This is a genomic window from Desulfoluna sp. (assembly GCF_030145185.1).
Classification (GTDB): Bacteria; Desulfobacterota; Desulfobacteria; order Desulfobacterales; family Desulfolunaceae; genus Desulfoluna.
Genome location: NZ_JAQYWB010000047.1, coordinates 28,735 through 44,714, shown reverse-complemented (window position 1 = coordinate 44,714; position 15,980 = coordinate 28,735). Strand labels below are relative to the sequence as shown.

17 protein-coding genes are annotated in these 15,980 nt (G+C 57.0%); 7 read left to right on the top strand and 10 right to left on the bottom strand.

All coding sequences use genetic code 11. From position 1 onward, the window contains the following. Nucleotides 1–645 precede the first annotated feature (645 nt). Complete coding sequence (locus tag Q1Q75_RS15420) at nt 646–1,191, top strand: transposase (RefSeq protein ID WP_300672425.1); 546 nt, start codon at nt 646–648, stop codon at nt 1,189–1,191. A gap of 283 nt (nt 1,192–1,474) precedes the next feature. Then, nucleotides 1,475–2,239 (top strand): YaaA family protein, encoded by a 765-nt coding sequence (locus Q1Q75_RS15415; protein WP_300672423.1) that lies wholly within the window; start codon nt 1,475–1,477, stop codon nt 2,237–2,239. A 260-nt stretch (nt 2,240–2,499) separates the two neighbouring features. Here Q1Q75_RS15415 and fliW read toward each other — a convergent pair whose 3' ends face one another. The 10 genes from fliW to Q1Q75_RS15365 form a co-directional block, all read right to left on the bottom strand. Next, nucleotides 2,500–2,952 carry a flagellar assembly protein FliW gene (gene fliW / locus Q1Q75_RS15410; RefSeq protein ID WP_300672421.1) on the bottom strand — a complete coding sequence of 151 codons (453 nt, stop codon included), beginning with the start codon at nt 2,950–2,952 and terminating at the stop codon, nt 2,500–2,502. Nucleotides 2,953–2,956: 4 nt separating this feature from the next. Beyond that, a complete protein-coding gene (csrA, locus tag Q1Q75_RS15405) occupies nt 2,957–3,217 on the bottom strand; it encodes a carbon storage regulator CsrA (protein ID WP_300672419.1) in 261 nt (86 codons plus the stop codon). Between the two features lie 21 nt (nt 3,218–3,238). Then, the gene (gene flgL, locus Q1Q75_RS15400) at nt 3,239–4,528 is read right to left on the bottom strand and encodes a flagellar hook-associated protein FlgL (protein WP_300672417.1); all 1,290 of its coding nucleotides are present in this window, start codon (nt 4,526–4,528) and stop codon (nt 3,239–3,241) included. Between the two features lie 238 nt (nt 4,529–4,766). Then, nucleotides 4,767–7,499 (bottom strand): flagellar hook-associated protein FlgK, encoded by a 2,733-nt coding sequence (gene flgK, locus Q1Q75_RS15395; RefSeq protein ID WP_300672415.1) that lies wholly within the window; start codon nt 7,497–7,499, stop codon nt 4,767–4,769. A gap of 2 nt (nt 7,500–7,501) precedes the next feature. Further along, on the bottom strand, nt 7,502–7,987 hold the full coding sequence (locus Q1Q75_RS15390) for a flagellar protein FlgN (RefSeq protein ID WP_300672413.1): 486 nt from the start codon (nt 7,985–7,987) through the stop codon (nt 7,502–7,504). A gap of 121 nt (nt 7,988–8,108) precedes the next feature. Further along, a complete protein-coding gene (locus Q1Q75_RS15385; RefSeq protein ID WP_300672411.1) occupies nt 8,109–8,453 on the bottom strand; it encodes a rod-binding protein in 345 nt (114 codons plus the stop codon). Between the two features lie 10 nt (nt 8,454–8,463). Next, nucleotides 8,464–9,561 (bottom strand): flagellar basal body P-ring protein FlgI, encoded by a 1,098-nt coding sequence (locus tag Q1Q75_RS15380; protein ID WP_300672409.1) that lies wholly within the window; start codon nt 9,559–9,561, stop codon nt 8,464–8,466. A 41-nt stretch (nt 9,562–9,602) separates the two neighbouring features. Continuing rightward, a complete protein-coding gene (flgA, locus tag Q1Q75_RS15375) occupies nt 9,603–10,592 on the bottom strand; it encodes a flagellar basal body P-ring formation chaperone FlgA (RefSeq protein ID WP_300672407.1) in 990 nt (329 codons plus the stop codon). Nucleotides 10,593–10,601: 9 nt separating this feature from the next. Beyond that, nucleotides 10,602–11,384 carry a flagellar basal-body rod protein FlgG gene (flgG, locus tag Q1Q75_RS15370; RefSeq protein WP_300672405.1) on the bottom strand — a complete coding sequence of 261 codons (783 nt, stop codon included), beginning with the start codon at nt 11,382–11,384 and terminating at the stop codon, nt 10,602–10,604. 67 nt (nt 11,385–11,451) lie between these two features. Continuing rightward, a complete protein-coding gene (locus tag Q1Q75_RS15365) occupies nt 11,452–12,129 on the bottom strand; it encodes a flagellar hook-basal body protein (RefSeq protein ID WP_300672403.1) in 678 nt (225 codons plus the stop codon). Nucleotides 12,130–12,739: 610 nt separating this feature from the next. Between Q1Q75_RS15365 and gspG the strand changes: the two genes are divergently transcribed. From gspG to Q1Q75_RS15340, 5 genes are all read left to right on the top strand, one after another. Then, nucleotides 12,740–13,195, top strand: a complete 456-nt coding sequence (gene gspG, locus Q1Q75_RS15360) for a type II secretion system major pseudopilin GspG (RefSeq protein ID WP_300672401.1) — start codon at nt 12,740–12,742, stop codon at nt 13,193–13,195. Between the two features lie 106 nt (nt 13,196–13,301). Continuing rightward, nucleotides 13,302–13,814, top strand: a complete 513-nt coding sequence (locus tag Q1Q75_RS15355; RefSeq protein ID WP_300672399.1) for a type II secretion system protein — start codon at nt 13,302–13,304, stop codon at nt 13,812–13,814. Next, nucleotides 13,798–14,211 carry a prepilin-type N-terminal cleavage/methylation domain-containing protein gene (locus tag Q1Q75_RS15350; protein ID WP_300672397.1) on the top strand — a complete coding sequence of 138 codons (414 nt, stop codon included), beginning with the start codon at nt 13,798–13,800 and terminating at the stop codon, nt 14,209–14,211. Before Q1Q75_RS15355 ends, Q1Q75_RS15350 begins: the two co-directional genes overlap by 17 nt. Next, nucleotides 14,208–14,885, top strand: coding sequence for a type II secretion system protein (locus tag Q1Q75_RS15345; RefSeq protein WP_300672395.1), 678 nt, complete (start codon nt 14,208–14,210; stop codon nt 14,883–14,885). Before Q1Q75_RS15350 ends, Q1Q75_RS15345 begins: the two co-directional genes overlap by 4 nt. Next, nucleotides 14,878–15,978 carry a type II secretion system protein GspK gene (locus Q1Q75_RS15340; RefSeq protein ID WP_300672393.1) on the top strand — a complete coding sequence of 367 codons (1,101 nt, stop codon included), beginning with the start codon at nt 14,878–14,880 and terminating at the stop codon, nt 15,976–15,978. Before Q1Q75_RS15345 ends, Q1Q75_RS15340 begins: the two co-directional genes overlap by 8 nt. Nucleotides 15,979–15,980 lie beyond the last annotated feature (2 nt).

Genomic DNA, 15,980 nt, shown 5'->3' with positions numbered 1-15,980 from the left:
GGCTTGCGTTACGTTAGAAGGTGCGGGAGCCGCACCCTACGCGCGGGAACCGGAGGTGTCGGGGTAATGGTAGGGTGCGGCTCCCGCACCGATTACCGCCCAAAAATCCAACACCGCTTTTTCTTGGGGTTGCCCGTGGTGGGGAAATGGATCAGGAGAAAAGGCCGGAGGCTTGCGTTACGTTAGAAGGTGCGGGGGCCGCACCCTACGCTCGGGAACCGGAGGTGTCGGGGTAATGGTAGGGTGCGGCTCCCGCACCGATTACCTCCCAAAACCCCAACACCGCTTTTTCATGGGGTTGCCCGTGATGGGGAAATGTTTCAGGAGAAAAGGCCAGAGGCTTGCGTTACGTTAGAAGGTGCGGGAGCCGCACCCTACACTCGGAAACCCGGAGGTGTAGGGGTAATGGTAGGGTGCGCCGTGCGCACCGTTTACCTCCCAAAAATCCAACACCGCTTTTTCTTACGGTGGCCCGTGATGGTGAAATGGATCAGGAGAACAGGCCGGAGGCTTGCGTTACGTTAGAAGGTGCGGGGGCCGCACCCTACGTCTCGAGAACCTGGTGGGGTCACAGAAGGGGATCAATGGAAAGTTGTTTGTGTCGTCATCAATATCTTGTTTTTTTATAAAAATAAGAGGTCGCGCATGTCCAATTACAGTCGTGCATCAACACCTGGCGCATCGTTTTTCTTTACGGTGATAACTCACCGCAGACAGCCCGTTCTGTGCGAAGAGCCTGTACGGGCTGCATTGCGAACCAGCATTCAGCGTGTTCGGGAAGTAGCTCCTTTTTCTATCGAAGCATGGGTGCTTTTGCCGGACCATCTTCATTGTATCTGGACCCTGCCCGAGGGTGACGCTGATTTCAGCAGCCGGTGGTCCCGCATCAAACGGCATGTGACCATCTGCTGTGGCGATTTGTTCCCACGCCAGGGCTTCACGACAAAATCCCGTAAGGCTCGACAGGAAGGTACCTTGTGGCAGCGACGGTTTTGGGAACACCGGATCCGGGATGAACGGGATTTTGAAACGCACATGGATTATATTCATTTTAACCCGGTGAAGCATGGTGTCGTTGAACGGGTTGCGGATTGGCCTTGGTCCACATTTCATCGGTATGTGAATAGTGAGGTCTATGCACCCCATTGGGGCGGGGGTGGTGATATGACCGGTAATTTTGGCGAATCGTGACGGGAAAACGGTCGTGTGCCGGTGATGTACCGGAAAAGGGTAGGGTGCGCCGTGCGCACCATTGATCACACAAAAATCCAACATCGCTTTTTCTTGCAGTGGCCTGTTATGGTGAAATGGTTCAGGGGAACAGGCCGGAGGTTTGCGTTACGTTAGAAGGTGCGGGAGCCGCACCCTACGGTCGCATGTCCGATGATGACGCAAACCAGCTTTCGAGGTGTTTTCGTTACCGTGGCTTCGCCACCCTCGCCGCCTGAGGCAAGGTTTTTCAAGGAGAATTTTTATGATGATCACAATCCTCGCCCCGGCCAAGCGGATGGAGGCAGGGGCCCCGGTGTGGGCAGCAAATATGGAACGTCCTTTCTTCGAGGAGAGGACCCGGGAGCTGGTGGCGGTGTTGCGGGGGGGTTCCACGGACGAGATGGGGGCGCTCATGAAGGTCAGTGATGGCCTTGCCGCAGGGACGGTGGAGAGGTTTCGAAGCTTCTCATTTGGGGCCATGGGGACCACACCGGCACTTTTTGCCTACCGGGGAGATGCCTACCAGGGGCTGGATGCGGAGAGCCTTTCTCCGGAGGCCGTGGCCTGGGCCGTAGGGCGACTGCGGATTCTCTCCGGGCTTTACGGGGCGCTTTCGCCTTTGACGGGCGTTGAGCCGTATCGTCTGGAGATGGGACTTTTGTTGCCCGGCTTCGGGGTGCTCTCCAGGTGGTGGAAGGAGGCGGTGACGGATCACCTGATGGGGCTCATGGCGTCTGACGGGGTGCTTTTGAACCTCGCCTCGGGGGAGTACGCCAAGGCCGTGGATAAAAAGAGGCTGAGCTCACGGGGGCGTTTCGTGGACGTGGCGTTCAAGGAGAAGAAGGGCGATGCCCTGAAGACTGTGGCCATTCATGCCAAGCGGGCCAGGGGGGCCATGGCGCGGTGGGTCATCGAGAACCGGGTTGAGTGTGTGGATGATGTGACGGGGTTCGATGTGAATGGCTATCGGTTTGAGGAGGCTCTTTCAACGGAGAACAGTCTGTTTTTTGTGAGGGAAGCGACATAACCAAACCAATGCCCAGGGCCTCGTTCGCGGCCGATGGAAAAGGGTAGGGTGCGCTTGCGCACCGCCGATAAACCGGGGCGTTGGCCAACCGCCAAGGGACTATGAATGTTTGAGGTCAGGGGCTGGCGGTTCGCGTTGCGGTAGAAGGTGCGGGAGCCGCACCCTACGGCCCTCGCAGATTCGGTGGTGATACGGGATGGTTTTGGGAGATGGTAGGGTGCGCTTGCGCACCGCATACCTGGGGCTTCTTTTAGCCGCCTTTAGCCTTCCGCCCTTTCTTCTTCCGCCGCAAAAATCGAGTGTTTGGGGGAGTACCGCTCATCGGGGATAAGCAGCTGCAGGGCTTCATTCAGGCCGGTGTGGACGAGCAGGGGACCGGCGAGGTTGGCGGTGATCTCTTCGGGGCAGTCACCGCTGGCGTTGATGATGGTATAGAGGAAGAGCTCCTCGGGTTTTTCTACGGCCCAGTTCATCTCTTTCACGGCGGCGTCCAGATCGATGGCGTATTCGGTCAGGAAGAGAAAGGGGTCCATGAGGGCAAAAGCCAGGTCGGGGTCCTCCACACTCTGAAAGGTGAGGATGGGGTCGATCTCTTCGTGGGAGAGGAGGATGTACCGCTCTTTGCCTGGAAATCCGGGCATGCCTTTGGGCATGGAGACGATTTTCTCTTCATCGATGTCAACGGGGCCAAATTGTCGCGTAGGGATGATCAACGTGTTACTCCTTGTTTTTTTTGCCCGGTAGCATTTTTTTATTTTTCAGCATGGACGCCGCATGAACCAGGGTGTTTCGGTTCCTGTTGGCGGCGATGAGGTTCTCTTTTTCGATGCGTTCCACCACTTCGTCGCGCATGATGGTCACCTCTTTGGGGGCTTCGACCCCGATTCGGACGTTTCCCTTGCCGATATCCACCACATGGATGGTGATGTCGTCGCCAATACGGATTTTTTCGCCCGCTTTTCTTGTCAGTATGAGCATCAGTTTTTTCCTGTCTACGTGCTACTTGAGGTAGTTGAGAAGACTCGTGTTCAGGAGCCGTGATGTGGAAGCCAGGGCCGACTCATAGCCGAATTGTTTCAGGCGCAGGTCGGAGATGGCGCGCACCACGTCGGTGTCTTCCAGTTTGGACCGGTTGGCGTCATGGCTGAGGGCCAGGTCCTTCAGCAGGTCGTCTCGCGTGTCCAGGCGGTTGGCCCGTACCCCGGCTTCGGAGATGGAGCTCAGCAGCTTGTTGTGATCGACCCCGAGGCGGGAGATGGACTGGTGGAGCCCTTCTTTGTCGTTGCTCTCAAGGGCTGCTTTTAATTCGAACAGCGAGGTAAAAATGCCCCATTGAACCCCTCTGCGACTCACCAGGGGTTCCCGGGAGGCCTCGGTGGTGGCGTCATCGGTGGAAAACCCCATGAAGGCACCCACGGATTTATGACGGTTTTCACCGGTGCGGAAGAGAACAGAGATACGGTCGAGTTTGGCTGGCGCGAGGCCGTCTTCTTCGGCGATGGTAAAGGTTTCCTGGGCTTCATTCCAGGAGACGCGGTAATCGGTCCCTTCCCCTTTGTCGGCGGAGGCCCTTTCCATGGACATCTCCACGGCGTGGGCAAGCTCTTGCCGGGAATAGGTGCCGCCGTCTACCCTGGCGGTCAGGACGGTCTCTTCGCCGGGAAGGGCACCGGCCCTTTTTTCCGTAAAATCGAGGTAGTTGTTGGTCTCATCGATGAGGGCTGTGTTCGATGAGAAGATCTCTTTTCCGGCAAAGCCTACGATCATGTCGGACTGGGGGCCGATCTTGACCCGGAAGGGGGTGCTGTTTCCTTCGTAGGCGATGGAGGAGGGGAGGTCCTCGTTGTCGGCCTGAAAGGGCCGGATATCGCTTCGGCTTCCGGAGAAGATGTATTGGCCGTCCATGCGTGTGTTGGCCTGGTCGAGCACCCCCTTGATGAGGCCGCCCACCTCAAGGGCTGCGGTTTGGAAGTCATCGGAGTTTGCGATGCCGTTGGCCATGGCGATGGAGAGCTCTTTGGCCCTGGCCACCATGTCTTTGACACGTTCCATGGACTCCTCACTTCCTTCCAGCCACAAGCTGCCTGTGGCCACGTTGCGCTGAAGCTGAAAGAGATCGCTCATGTTGGTCTTCAGAGCCGCCACGCGACTCGCGTCCACCGGATCGTCCGAGAGCTTTCTGATACGCTTGCCCGAGGAGATCAGGGAGTTCTGGTCGAGGACATTCCGGTTTTTCCGGCTGATGTTCTCCTTGGACTGATTGTATAGGCTGGTGGTCGCTACCCGCATGAATCACACTCGTCAAAAAATGGCCCGGTCGATGGATGGAAGCACGTCTTCCATATGCACCGGCGCACGCGCAGGAACTCTGATGGTTACATATCAATTACATCTGTTATCGGCAAATGGTGCCTGAAACCTGAGCCAATGGGGCACCCCGTTTACGCTTACTTCCCTTCCCTTAGCCCTTAGCCTATCGCCCTTAGCCTATCGCCTTTAGCCTTTAGCCTTCAGCCTATCCCCTTTCTTACCTCATATTTAACAGCGTCTGAAGCATCTCATCGGAGGTGGTGATGAGTTTGGAGGCGGCCTGGTAGGCCTGCTGGTGGGCCAGCATGCGGACCAGCTCTTCGTCCACGGAGACGCCAGAGATGGTTTCCCTCAGGTCGGAGAGTTTTTCCACCATGACCTGTCCCATCTCTTTTTCTTTTCTGAAACTGGAGGCCCGAACACCGATGGATCCCAGCATGTCCCGGTAGAAACCGTCGGGCGTGGTGGTGAGGGACTCTGCCATGGCGCCCCGTTCGCGAGTGTAGGCGTAGTGGGACATCTCTTTTTCCATGTGCTGCATGTCCGCCATGATCAGGGCGTTGTCGTTGTTGATCTTGCCGTAGTCACCGGCGGCGGGCACAAAGGTTTCCGGCTCGGGACGAAAGCCCGTGAGTTCGGCCAGTCCAGGGGAACGATCCCACCGGAGGGTGAGCTGCTGCAGGGGGGATCCGTCGTTTTCAGAAAACTCGAAGCGGTTTTCGTTTTCCACATAGCGCACCTTGTAGGGGTTGGTGTGACCGGAGGTGGCGTTCATGGCCTGTTCCATATCATTGGCCAGGGTGTGAAAATCCCCTCGGGAGGTGAGCACTCTCGGGGTAAGGGCGATGGCTTTGGGGACATCATCTTCCTCGAAGTAGAGGATAGGAGGCCCTGCCGCGCCGAGGGTCACAGGGCGAATTTCCGGGTTGGTGACCTGGAGATTGCTGCTGATGGCGTCCGCATCGGCGCCACGCACACGGGCTGCGGCGATGTTGGAGGGGTCCTCCACCAGGTCGGTGATGTCCATGGTGCCGGCATCCTCGCCTTTGAAAAAAGTGTTCAGGCCGAGGGCTGCGGCCACGCCACCATCGCGTGCGCTGCTGTCGGAGAAGGCGTAGGCCATCCCGAAGTCGGGGCGGAGTTCAAAGGCGCCGTTGTGGTTGATGAAGGCTTTGAGGGCCACGTCGACGTCGCTGGCCTGTCGGTTGAACTGGTCGGCCAGGGAGAAGGTGGTCCAGTGCCAGGAGGATTTCTGGTCGACGGTTGTTTTGCCGTCAAGATCCAGGGGTTGTCCGGTGTCGCCGGTTTTTACCACAAAGCTGTCTCCGGTGAGGAGGGTCCCCTGATCGATGGCGAGGCTCATGCCGTCCACGTCAAACTGGGTCTGGTTGGGGTCTTCGATGCGTACGGTGCCCCTGCCAGTGCTGTTGGCCCATTCCAGGATGATGGGATTTTTTTCTGTGACGTTTTCGATGGAACCCGCCCCTTCAATGACGGTGAGGGTGTAACTGTCCCCGGCGCATCGGGCGCGTCCTTCGGGGATGCCCCTTAGTTTGATGGGGTTGGCGGCACCGGTCTCCGAGGTGTTGAACTCAAAGACGTTGCCGGCCACGAGGCGCCCTTTTCCCAGGTTAAAGCCGATGCCTTCCACGGGCGGGGTGGTGGTAAAGCTGTTTTCACCCGTCACGGCAAAGCGGCCCATGGCCACGGGGGTGCCGTCTTCGCTGAGGCGTTCCCAGCGCATGATGGGGTTGTCGGTTCCTGGACCCACGGTGCCGCCCTGCTCCACGGTGAGTCGATAGCTGCTCATGGGCATGGCGCTGCCGCTGAAGTTTTGGGGGGAGGTGGTGGATATCCCGGTGTCCAGCTCCACGGCGGTGGCGGGGTCGGAGCTGTTGAGTTTTTTTGTCCAGATTTTCATGCCCCCCTCATAGTCGATGCGGTTGCCGAAGGGGAGGTTGTAAAGTTTTCCATCCTGGGGTGTTTCGGCGGAGGTGATGGCGCTCTGGTGGTAGCGGGTGCCCACGCCCTGGCTGTGGACGAGGTTGACGCGCCACATCACCTCTTTGGCCAGGGCATCCAGATTCTGCTCGACTTCCGAGAGGATGTCGTCTTTGACGGTGAGCCAGCCCCCCAGTTTGCCTTGATCGATGGCGCGGGAGATGTTCACGGTCCCGCCGGAGGAGGTTTGCCAGCCGACGGTGCCGCGAGTGCTCGTCAGGTCGTAGGAGCGGTCTCCCACCACAAGGGGGTAGCCGTTTCCGGTCATGACGGAGAGGTAGCCGTTGGGTTGCTCCACTGTGTTGATGTTCAGGAACTCGGACAGTTCGGTGACGATATGGCCCCGCATGTCCCGCTGATCGTTGGCGGGCCGGGTGGCTTCGGTGATACTGATTGCGACGTTGAGCTTGGCGATTTTGTCCATGAGGGTGTTGACCCGTTTCACGCCGGCGCCAATGTCTTGACTGACGTTGGTTTTCAGGCGCGTCAGGTCGTTTGATAATGAATTGAACTGGCCGGACATGTTGCGGGCGGATTCCAGGAGTACCGCGCGTGCCGACGGGTCGTCCGGATGGTTGGCCACCTGGTGCCATCCCTGCCAGAACTCGCTCATGAGGGTCCCCAGGTGATGCTCGGAGTCGACGTTGAAGAGGGACTCCAGGTTGTCGATGTAGACAATGGATTCATCATAGGTGGCAAATTTGGATTTCTGGTCAATGAGACGTTCTTCCAGGCGCTGGTCTACATGCCGGTTGACGGAATCCATGGAGGCTCCGGACCCGAGCTGGAGGCTGCCGATGGTGTGGGGCCGGTTGGAGGTGATGGTCTCGCTTTGACGGCTGAATCCGGGGGTGTCCACGTTGGCGATGTTGTGGCCGTTGACGGACATGCCTCGGCCAGCCGTGGCCAGGGCTCCCTTGGCGATGTCCATGGTGAGGCGAAAACCCATGGTTACGCCTCCCCACGAATGAAGACAGAGCCGCCGGGCTCCATCAGGTGGCGATCCATGCCGTAAATTTTGGTGGAAGACGAGGAGGCGGTGAACATCTGGATGATCTCTTCAACGGTCTCCAGATAGTTTTGCACAAAGGAGACGCTGGACTCGGCAATTTTTCTGATTTTTCCTTTCATGAAGATAAGGGTCTCCACGGACCGGGCGATCCGGGCCTCGTCTTCGGGGAAAATTCGGGGCAGCTCGCGAAGGTGCAGGGGGGCGATCCCCGCTTTCAGGTTGAGGCGGGCCGAAGCGATCTGAAGGATCTCGTCTCGAAGGGATTCGATCTCCATGGAGAGGCGGCTTTTCTCTTCCGTGAAGGCCCAGAGGCGCTCCAGGACGATGGAGGAGAGACTGCGGCTCTCCTCTTCCACAAGGGTGAGAAGCTCGGTGTAGAGGGCCTCTTTTTTTTCAAGCAGGTCAATGATGGATTGCGATGCCATAAGCGTTCCCATGACTCAATGATGATGACCGGACGCTAAGGGGTCATTGAACGTTGGTTACCGTCCTGTCGAACTGTCGGCTGGGAAATTCTTTCCCAGCGGTTGCCTTATTATTGTCTTCTCACTTTATCTTTGCATCTTCTGTGCCAGTTTTTGCGTCTTTCGCGGTCGTGGCATCCAGCCTCTCCGCCAGTCGCCGGTAGAGGAGGTCCCCGACGCCCAGGGGGCTTCGTTGCTGGGTGAGGTGCTCGGCCATCTGTTCGTCCATCATGGACTCGTAGATTTTGCGTGCATGGCTTCCCCCGAAGATGGGGTCATCGCCTTCAGGTCGCATCTCTTTAAGCATCTGGGTGACGAAGATCGCCTCAAAGTTCCGGCATGCTTCTTTGAGCTTTTTCTTTTCCGGGTCGGTGGAGGGGGTGTCCGGTTTGTGGACGGCGGCTGCCGCAGCGGGTTTTATCAGCATGTGCTTTCCTTTATATGACCACGAGTTCTGCCTGGAGAGCTCCGGCGGCCTTGATGCTTTGAAAGATACTGATCATGTCTCGGGGGCTGACGCCGATGGCGTTCAAGGCATTGACCAACTCCTGGATGGTGGTCCCCTGGGGCATGAGCATCACCTTGGCCTCTTCTTCGGTGAGGTCGGTGCTTTTTTCTTTGGTGACGACGGTTTGACCTGGGGCAAGGGCATTGGGCTGGGAGACATTTTTTGTCTCCGTCACGGTGAGGGTGAGGTTGCCATGGGCCACCGCCACGGTGCCGATGCGGACGTTTTCACCGATGATGACGGTGCCGGTCTTTTCGTTGACCACGATGCGGGCCGGGGTGTCCGGGGTGACGGTGAGATTTTCTATCTTGGCGATGAACTCGGTGACCCGGCCTTGCATGTAGGCCGGCATGGAGAGCTGCACGGCTCCTGAGTCCAGGGTGCGGGCGGTTTTTTTCCCGAAGGTGTCGTTGATCTTCAGGGCGATCCGGCTGGAGGTGGTGAAGTCCGGATTGTTGAGGTTTAAGATCATGCGGTGCTTATGGGAAAAACCGGTGTTGAGCTCTCGTTCCACATTGGCGCCATTGGCGATGCGACCGACCAGAAGGTGGTTTTTCTTGGCTTTTGCGTCTCCGGCACCCCCGATGGCCAGGGCGCCCTGGGCCAGGGCCCTGGGCTCACCGTCGATGCTGCGCAAGGGGGTGAGGAGCAGGGTTCCGCCTGCCAGACTCTTGGCGTTACCGATGGAGGAGATGGTGATGTCGAGTCGTGCTCCCTTTCTGGCAAAGGGGGGAAGAGAGGCGGTGACTATGACAGCGGCGGCGTTGCTCAGTTTCAGGGAGCCTTTGTCCACCTTGACCCCCATGCGGGTCATCATGTTGGCCAGGGAGTCCTGGGTAAAATCGGCGCCTTTTTTGTCTCCGGTACCGGCAAGTCCCACCACGATGCCGTAGCCGGTCAGCTGCAGGGGCGTGGCTCCCTGAATGGAGGTAATATCCTTCAGGCGCTCCGCGGTTGACGAAAGGGGCAGGCCCAGGAGCAGGAGAACGATCAGGGCGATGGACTGTGTAATCAGGTGTCTCTTCATGACTCTCTTTGGTCTTTTTTTTGGGTCAAAAGATGATGCCATCATAAAAAAGGTTCCACGCGGCATGCGCCGGTGATGCGGCAAGGGATAATTTTTCCTGAGCGGCTGTTTTTTACCTTGATAAAATCCCCTCTGCCGCCGGTTTCTCGGGCGATGCCGGTGGCGGTGATGAGGAGCCCTCCTAAGGTGTACCGGATGCGGACGCCATCTCCCCGTTGCACCAGAGGCGAGGCTTTGACCAACGTCGTGGTGAGCAGGGTGCCGGAGCCGATGGGGCGGGTCGCCATGCGTCCGATGGCCTGGATCGGGTCGGTGAGGATGTCATGGTCAGAGGGGGGCACCGGGCGTAAGGCCAGGGTGATGTGGGCTGATGTGAGCTTTTCTCCCTGGCGGAGGGCGGTGTGGGTGATCACCACGTTTTTAAGGACGCTGGCTTTTCCGCTGAGGGTGATCCGCCCCATGGTCTTGCCGTTTACGAAGACGGCAACCGGGAGTTCTACGCGGTTTTTGCGGATACGGGCTCTTTTTTTATCGGGGGTAAAGGACAGGGTCCCTAAGGGAAGGGTGCGTCGTCCTGTGACGCGAAACCCGGTAATGGATACGGGCTCTTTCCATGTGGCCCTGGCCAGGGATTCGAGAAAAGGGACCAGGTGTTTGTCGGTCAGGGTCTGTCCTTTGCGGAACACACAGATTCGATGGGGTGTGTTGATCGTCAGGGCGTTTACGCCTGCAAGCAGGGAGAGCTTGCGGACAAGAAAGGCACCGGGGACGAAACGCTCTTTGCCGGGCAGGGGGGCATTCATCACGGGGGTGTCGGCGTGGGGTCTGAGGGCGACGGGAAGCGGGCATGAGAAGAGATCGGCGACTCGGACGGTGGCACGCGTTACCTCTACCCGGGGGCGCATGGCGGGGGCATTTTCCGCATGCAGGATCCCGGGCAGAAGCCAGAGGAGGATCACCATCCAGAGGCACCCGGGCATGGGGCGGCTTCCGGTGATGGAGAATTTATAGGGAGCGTTGTTCAAGATCACACCCGGTCCTTACCGCTTGAGGTTGTTGGCGGTTTCCATCATGCGGTCACCGGTCTGCAGAGCCTTGGAGTTCGCTTCGTAGGCGCGCTGGCCCACGATCATCGCCACCATTTCGTCCACGATGTTCACGTTGGACATCTCCAGAGACTGGTTGGTGAGGGAGCCGAAGCCGTCGGCTCCTGCGATCCCTTCAATGGCTTCACCGGAGCCTTCGGTGGGGCGCAGCAGGTTGCCACCCATGGCGAAGAGGCCGGCGGGGTTGGCAAAATTGTAGAGGGGGACCTGGGCGGTCAGGAGGACGGTGTCGCCCTGGCCGTGGGCGGTGAGGGTGCCGTCTGAGGTGGCGGTGACCAGAACCGTGTCGGACGGAATGGAGATCTCAGGCTGAAGACGGTCCCCTGCGGGGCTGGTGATGAAGCCTTCACTGTCCAGGGTGAAGTTGCCGGCACGGGTAAAGACTTCCTGCTCGCCGTGAAGGACTTTAAAGAAACCGTCGCCTTCAATGGCCATGTCCAGATCATTGCCGGTATGGACGTAGTCCCCTTGGGTAAACACTTTCTGGACGCTGGAGGGTTTGACCCCCATGCCGACCTGAATGCCCGTGGGGACCTGCCCGCCTGATGGGGTGGGAGCCCCTGCGATAAGCTGGGTCTGGTACATGAGGTCCTGAAAGTTGGCCCGGCTTTTTTTAAAGCCCGTGGTGTTGGCGTTGGCCAGGTTGTTGGAGACGGTGTCGATGTTCATCTGCTGGGCGCCCATGCCTGATGCTGCTGTCCAGAGTCCTCTCATCATGATGTCTGCTCCCTGTTAAAGTGTGCGTGGTCTTTGGTTAATGCCCTTAATGCCCGTATTCATTTCTTTACGCCGGACGCCCCATCTGGTTGGCCCGTGCATCGGTCTCATCGCTGGTTCGCATGACCTTTCCGGATGATTCGTACATTCGCTGGGCGTCGATGAGGTGGGTCATCTCGGTCACAGCGGTAATGTTGGCCCCTTCCAGGCTTCCCTGCCGGAGTTTCGCCTCTGTGGCAGGTATTTCACGGCCTTGGTCGGCGTTCAGGGAGAACAGGTTGCTTCCCTCTTTATTCAGGGCGCGCAGATCGGTCATGGTGACCATGTCCAGGCTGTCGAAGACGAGAGAGTCCATAATCACCTCTCCTTTTTCACCGAAGAAAATATCGTCTCCGGTGAGGGTCACGGGGCCGTTTTTTCCCATGACAGGGAATCCGTCCTGGGTGACCATGCGTCCGATGGCGTCCACGGTAAAGTTTCCGTCCCGGGTGTATCGTGTCCCAGAAGGGGTGTTGACCTTGAAAAAGCCTTCCCCTTCGATGGACAGATCCAGAGGGTTGCCTGTTTCAATAAGGTTGCCCTGGCTGTAATCGGTGGTCAGGATGGGGTTTAAGGCCCGGTCAAAAGAGAGGATGTCTTTTTTGAACCCCGTGGTGTTGGCGTTGGCCAGGTGGTTCGAAATCAGTTCGTGTTGTCTCTCTTTTCTTAAGCCCGCCTGTGCGGAACGTGTCATCTCAAACAGCATTGGGTGTCTCCTTGGTTTGTGCTTGGGACAGTAAGAATGCAAATGGGATGCCAACGTGGGCACTTTGAATCGATGCTGTGGATGATTGGGAAGAAAGCGATGAGATAACAAAGGGATGTCTTTAGAAATAAGCGAGCTCTTTCATCGTCCGTTTGGTTTGTGTGTGGGCAAATAATACCGGTGACGTCAGGATACCGACGCCGGGTCTTGTGGGTTTGACGCTGTGGCGGTGGTAAGGCGTGGAGGGTCTATCTCTTTTCATCGGTCATTATTTTCTGTTTGATGTGGGGTGGCGTCTGGAAAGGGCTGGCGTTGGCATTCTTCTTGAAGTTTGGGGAGAATTCTTATACTTATAGAAAGATGTTTTGCATGTCTGGTCTTCTGCGGCCTCAATGCACAGACACCTTTGTTTTCATGAATGATTTTGTAAACCGCCCAATGGTCGCTTTATGACGCACCCGAGATACATTGCTTTGCTGATTGTCCCCATCCAGGGGACGAACGAAATAAACGGGTCAAGCATTAGGATTTTCGCGGGCTTACCCTGTTTTTATATTGATTCCTGTTTAAAAAATACGATGCGCGGTTTGGCGCTGACCGGATGAGAGGCATGATGATGCAACCCCTTGTTTCTACGACTTCTTCCGAAGACGGATTTACCTTGATTGAAATGATCGTGGTGATTTTTATTCTCGGGCTTCTTGCCACCTACGTGGCGCCCAGGATCATTGGCAAAACCGATGACGCTAAAATTGTTAAGGCCCAGGCCGATATTCGCAGTATAGAAACGGCTCTGGATATGTATAAGCTGGATATTGGCTCTTACCCTACCACGGAACAGGGGCTGACGGCGCTGGTGGAGAAACCTGAATCCGGAAATACGACCAAATGGAATGAGGGCGGTTATCTCACCAAACGAAAAATTTCCAAAGATCCCTGGGGCAATGATTATATTTATGTTTCCCCCGGTTCCAATGGAGATGTCGATCTTTCCTCTAACGGATCCGATGGCATTCCCGGCGGTGAAGGAACCGCCAAAGATATCAACAACTGGGACATCGAATAACCAACCATAGGGGCGCGCCATGCGTCGATGGGGATGGAAAAGGGTGTTTCACGTCAATTTTTATTCCAGATGCCAAAAGTTAAGACCCAATGGAAGGGAAGGCGCGGTGCCGTGTGCCACCCGGCACCGGGGAGAGTCCGGGTTTACCTTCCTGGAGTTGGTGGTGGTGATGACCATCTTGTCTCTTCTCTTTTTTTTCTCCCTTCCCAGTCTCGAATCGTATATTTTCACCGACCCCTCCAAGAAGGTGGCACGTCTGATTGCCGCAACCGTTCAGGATTTGAAGCAGCGCGCGTTGACAGATCAAAAAGAGTATCGTCTCTATATCGCCACGGATGCCGGAGAGCTTTGGGTGGCCGACGCCTCCATGGATAAAAAAGCGTTGGCAGAGGCACGGAAAAGTGGGTTCTCGTTGCCCCAGGATATGGCGGTGGCCTTGCCCGGTTATTTATCGGCGGAAAAAGATGCCTCTTCGGAGGCCATGCTGCGGTTCTATCCCAGGGGGTACTCCGACGGTGCTGAAATTCTTCTGGTACGAGATGACCAGACGATGCGGCTTATGATTGAGCCCTTTCTTTCCCGGGTGGAGATTCTGGAGGACCATGACGGCGGTTTCTGACAAGCATCAGGCAATGAAACGTAACCGGGGCTTTACCCTTCTTGAGGTGATGATCTCCGTTTCCATTCTTACCATCGGTTTTTTTGCCATCTACAGCCTCTTTCTTCAATCCCTTTCTGCCTCAGAAGAGGCGCGGTTCATGCAAAAGGCCTCTTTTCTCGCAACGCTCAAGGAGAGCGCGTGGGGCCAGGACCCTTCGGAACTCTCCCAGGATGAAGGAGACTTTGGGTCGGAGTACCCTGGTTGGCGATGGAGTCTGGTGCCGTCAAAACTCGAGAATGAAGAGTTCGAAACGGTGGTCAAACGGTTGACAAGAGTGCGATTGGAGGTCTTTCGCGATGGCGGAAAACGCCGGTACGGGGTGACCCATTATCTCTTTGTGACGGAGGCCCCATGACCCCTGTCAAGCGAGACCAGGGCTTTACTCTCATGGAGGTGCTCGTGGCCGTTACCATCATGGGACTTGTGATGGCTACCCTGGGGACGGCCTTCAGGCAACTCTCCACGGGGGCAAAAATGCTTGAAGAGAGTGGCGATGACAATCTCGCCGTGGGGGAGGCCGCCCGATGGATTGGCCTTGATCTTGAAGCCCTTTATGTGGATCAATCCCCTCTCTACAGTGAGGCGGATTCCATGGATGAGGCGTCCCCTTATCGCTTTACCCTGGACCGGGAGATGGTGGGGGGGGAGGAGATGAGTCTTCTACGTTTTACCTCCTTGAATCACCTCCCCTTTGGCGGAAGTTCGCTAAGCGGCATTGCAGAAATTATCTATTTTGTGACGGAAGACGATGGGGCGCTTCAGCTTCATCGGTCGGACCGCCTTTTTTTTCATGATTCCTTTGAGCGGGCTGACGGGCATCCGGTGATGATGACAAAGGTGAAGGCGTTTTCGGTGGTCTGTATTGATGCCGAGGGGCAGGAGCAGGAGACCTGGGATTCTGAAAGCGATACCTTTGACCGGTCGACCCCCATGGGTCTCAAGGTGAGGCTCTCTCGAGGGGAGGGCGGTCATGTTCTGGAGACCTTTTTCCTCCTTCGCAGCCGACGAAAGGGGGCCCTTGATGGATAGGGACGGGGGCTTTTCCAATGAACGCGGGGTGGTTCTCCTGGCCACCTTGTCCATGATGCTGGCTCTTTTTGTCCTGGTTTTCGAAGCCAGTCGGCACGCGAGGCGGGAGCTGGCAACGGCGAGTTCAGCCTTCATCGTTTCCGAGCTTCGGGCCACGGCGGTTTCCGGTGTTCACGTGGGCATGGCTTTTCTTGCTGCGGACGGTAAGGAGGGGGGCACCGACACCGTGCAGGAGACATGGGCCGATGAAGAGGCCTTAGGCACATTTATCTCCTCTCTCACCTTTGAGAGGGGGAAGCTTGATCTGACCCTTACCGATGAGCTGGGCAAGGTGCAGGTGAATGCCCTGGTGCAGTATCCGGACGGCAAGCAGTTTAATCCTGATCAGAAAGCGTTGTGGGATAATTTTTTCGACCTCGTCAACAAGAGCAACGATGATATAGAGAGCCTGGGTGAGAACGTCGGGATCATTAATGCCATGAAGGACTGGCTCGATTACGGGGATGGCGACGCATCCACAGGGTTGTCCGGTGCCGAGGATGATTATTACCTCAACCTGGAGACGCCTTATCCTTGTGGCAACGGGCCGTTGCGGCATCTCTACGAGATGGCGCGGATAAAAGGCATTGATGAAGAGCTTTTAACCCGGGAAGAGGCGGGATATCGCCTGTGCGATCTCCTGACTGTCTACGGGGCGGAGTCGGCCCAGGCCAAAGATGATGGTGAGACGGTCCGGCGGTTTACCTACCCGGGCAAGGTCAATATCAACACCGCAGAGCTGCCGGTCCTTTTTGCATTGATGCCCGATACCTTGTCAGATATGGACAAGGAGATGGCCGCCACATCGATGGTAGAATACCGTTTCGATAAAGGGGAAGAAGGCTTTTTACATCCCCTGGACGGGGAGTGGTACAACACCTGCCCAGGCTGCGAGAACCATGGGATCAATAAAAAGATGCTTCGGACCGATTCCACGGTGTTTGCTATTATGTCGAGGGCCGTCGATGACGGCAGGTACGTGGAGATCCATGCCGTAGTGAGGCGGGATGGAGAAAAGCTGACTGTTCTCTCCTGGCAGGAGACGGGAACATAAAT

What these genes read in the sequence shown, in the direction of transcription:
- Q1Q75_RS15350 (WP_300672397.1), top strand. Translation starts at nt 13,798, where the DNA reads ATGACGGCGGTTTCTGACAAGCATCAGGCAATGAAACGTAACCGGGGC.
- Q1Q75_RS15380 (WP_300672409.1), bottom strand. Translation starts at nt 9,561, where the DNA reads ATGAAGAGACACCTGATTACACAGTCCATCGCCCTGATCGTTCTCCTG.
- Q1Q75_RS15365 (WP_300672403.1), bottom strand. Translation starts at nt 12,129, where the DNA reads ATGCTGTTTGAGATGACACGTTCCGCACAGGCGGGCTTAAGAAAAGAG.
- Q1Q75_RS15345 (WP_300672395.1), top strand. Translation starts at nt 14,208, where the DNA reads ATGACCCCTGTCAAGCGAGACCAGGGCTTTACTCTCATGGAGGTGCTC.
- gspG (WP_300672401.1), top strand. Translation starts at nt 12,740, where the DNA reads ATGATGATGCAACCCCTTGTTTCTACGACTTCTTCCGAAGACGGATTT.
- Q1Q75_RS15420 (WP_300672425.1), top strand. Translation starts at nt 646, where the DNA reads ATGTCCAATTACAGTCGTGCATCAACACCTGGCGCATCGTTTTTCTTT.
- flgL (WP_300672417.1), bottom strand. Translation starts at nt 4,528, where the DNA reads ATGCGGGTAGCGACCACCAGCCTATACAATCAGTCCAAGGAGAACATC.
- csrA (WP_300672419.1), bottom strand. Translation starts at nt 3,217, where the DNA reads ATGCTCATACTGACAAGAAAAGCGGGCGAAAAAATCCGTATTGGCGAC.
- Q1Q75_RS15385 (WP_300672411.1), bottom strand. Translation starts at nt 8,453, where the DNA reads ATGCTGATAAAACCCGCTGCGGCAGCCGCCGTCCACAAACCGGACACC.
- Q1Q75_RS15340 (WP_300672393.1), top strand. Translation starts at nt 14,878, where the DNA reads ATGGATAGGGACGGGGGCTTTTCCAATGAACGCGGGGTGGTTCTCCTG.
- flgK (WP_300672415.1), bottom strand. Translation starts at nt 7,499, where the DNA reads ATGGGTTTTCGCCTCACCATGGACATCGCCAAGGGAGCCCTGGCCACG.
- Q1Q75_RS15390 (WP_300672413.1), bottom strand. Translation starts at nt 7,987, where the DNA reads ATGGCATCGCAATCCATCATTGACCTGCTTGAAAAAAAAGAGGCCCTC.
- flgG (WP_300672405.1), bottom strand. Translation starts at nt 11,384, where the DNA reads ATGATGAGAGGACTCTGGACAGCAGCATCAGGCATGGGCGCCCAGCAG.
- Q1Q75_RS15415 (WP_300672423.1), top strand. Translation starts at nt 1,475, where the DNA reads ATGATGATCACAATCCTCGCCCCGGCCAAGCGGATGGAGGCAGGGGCC.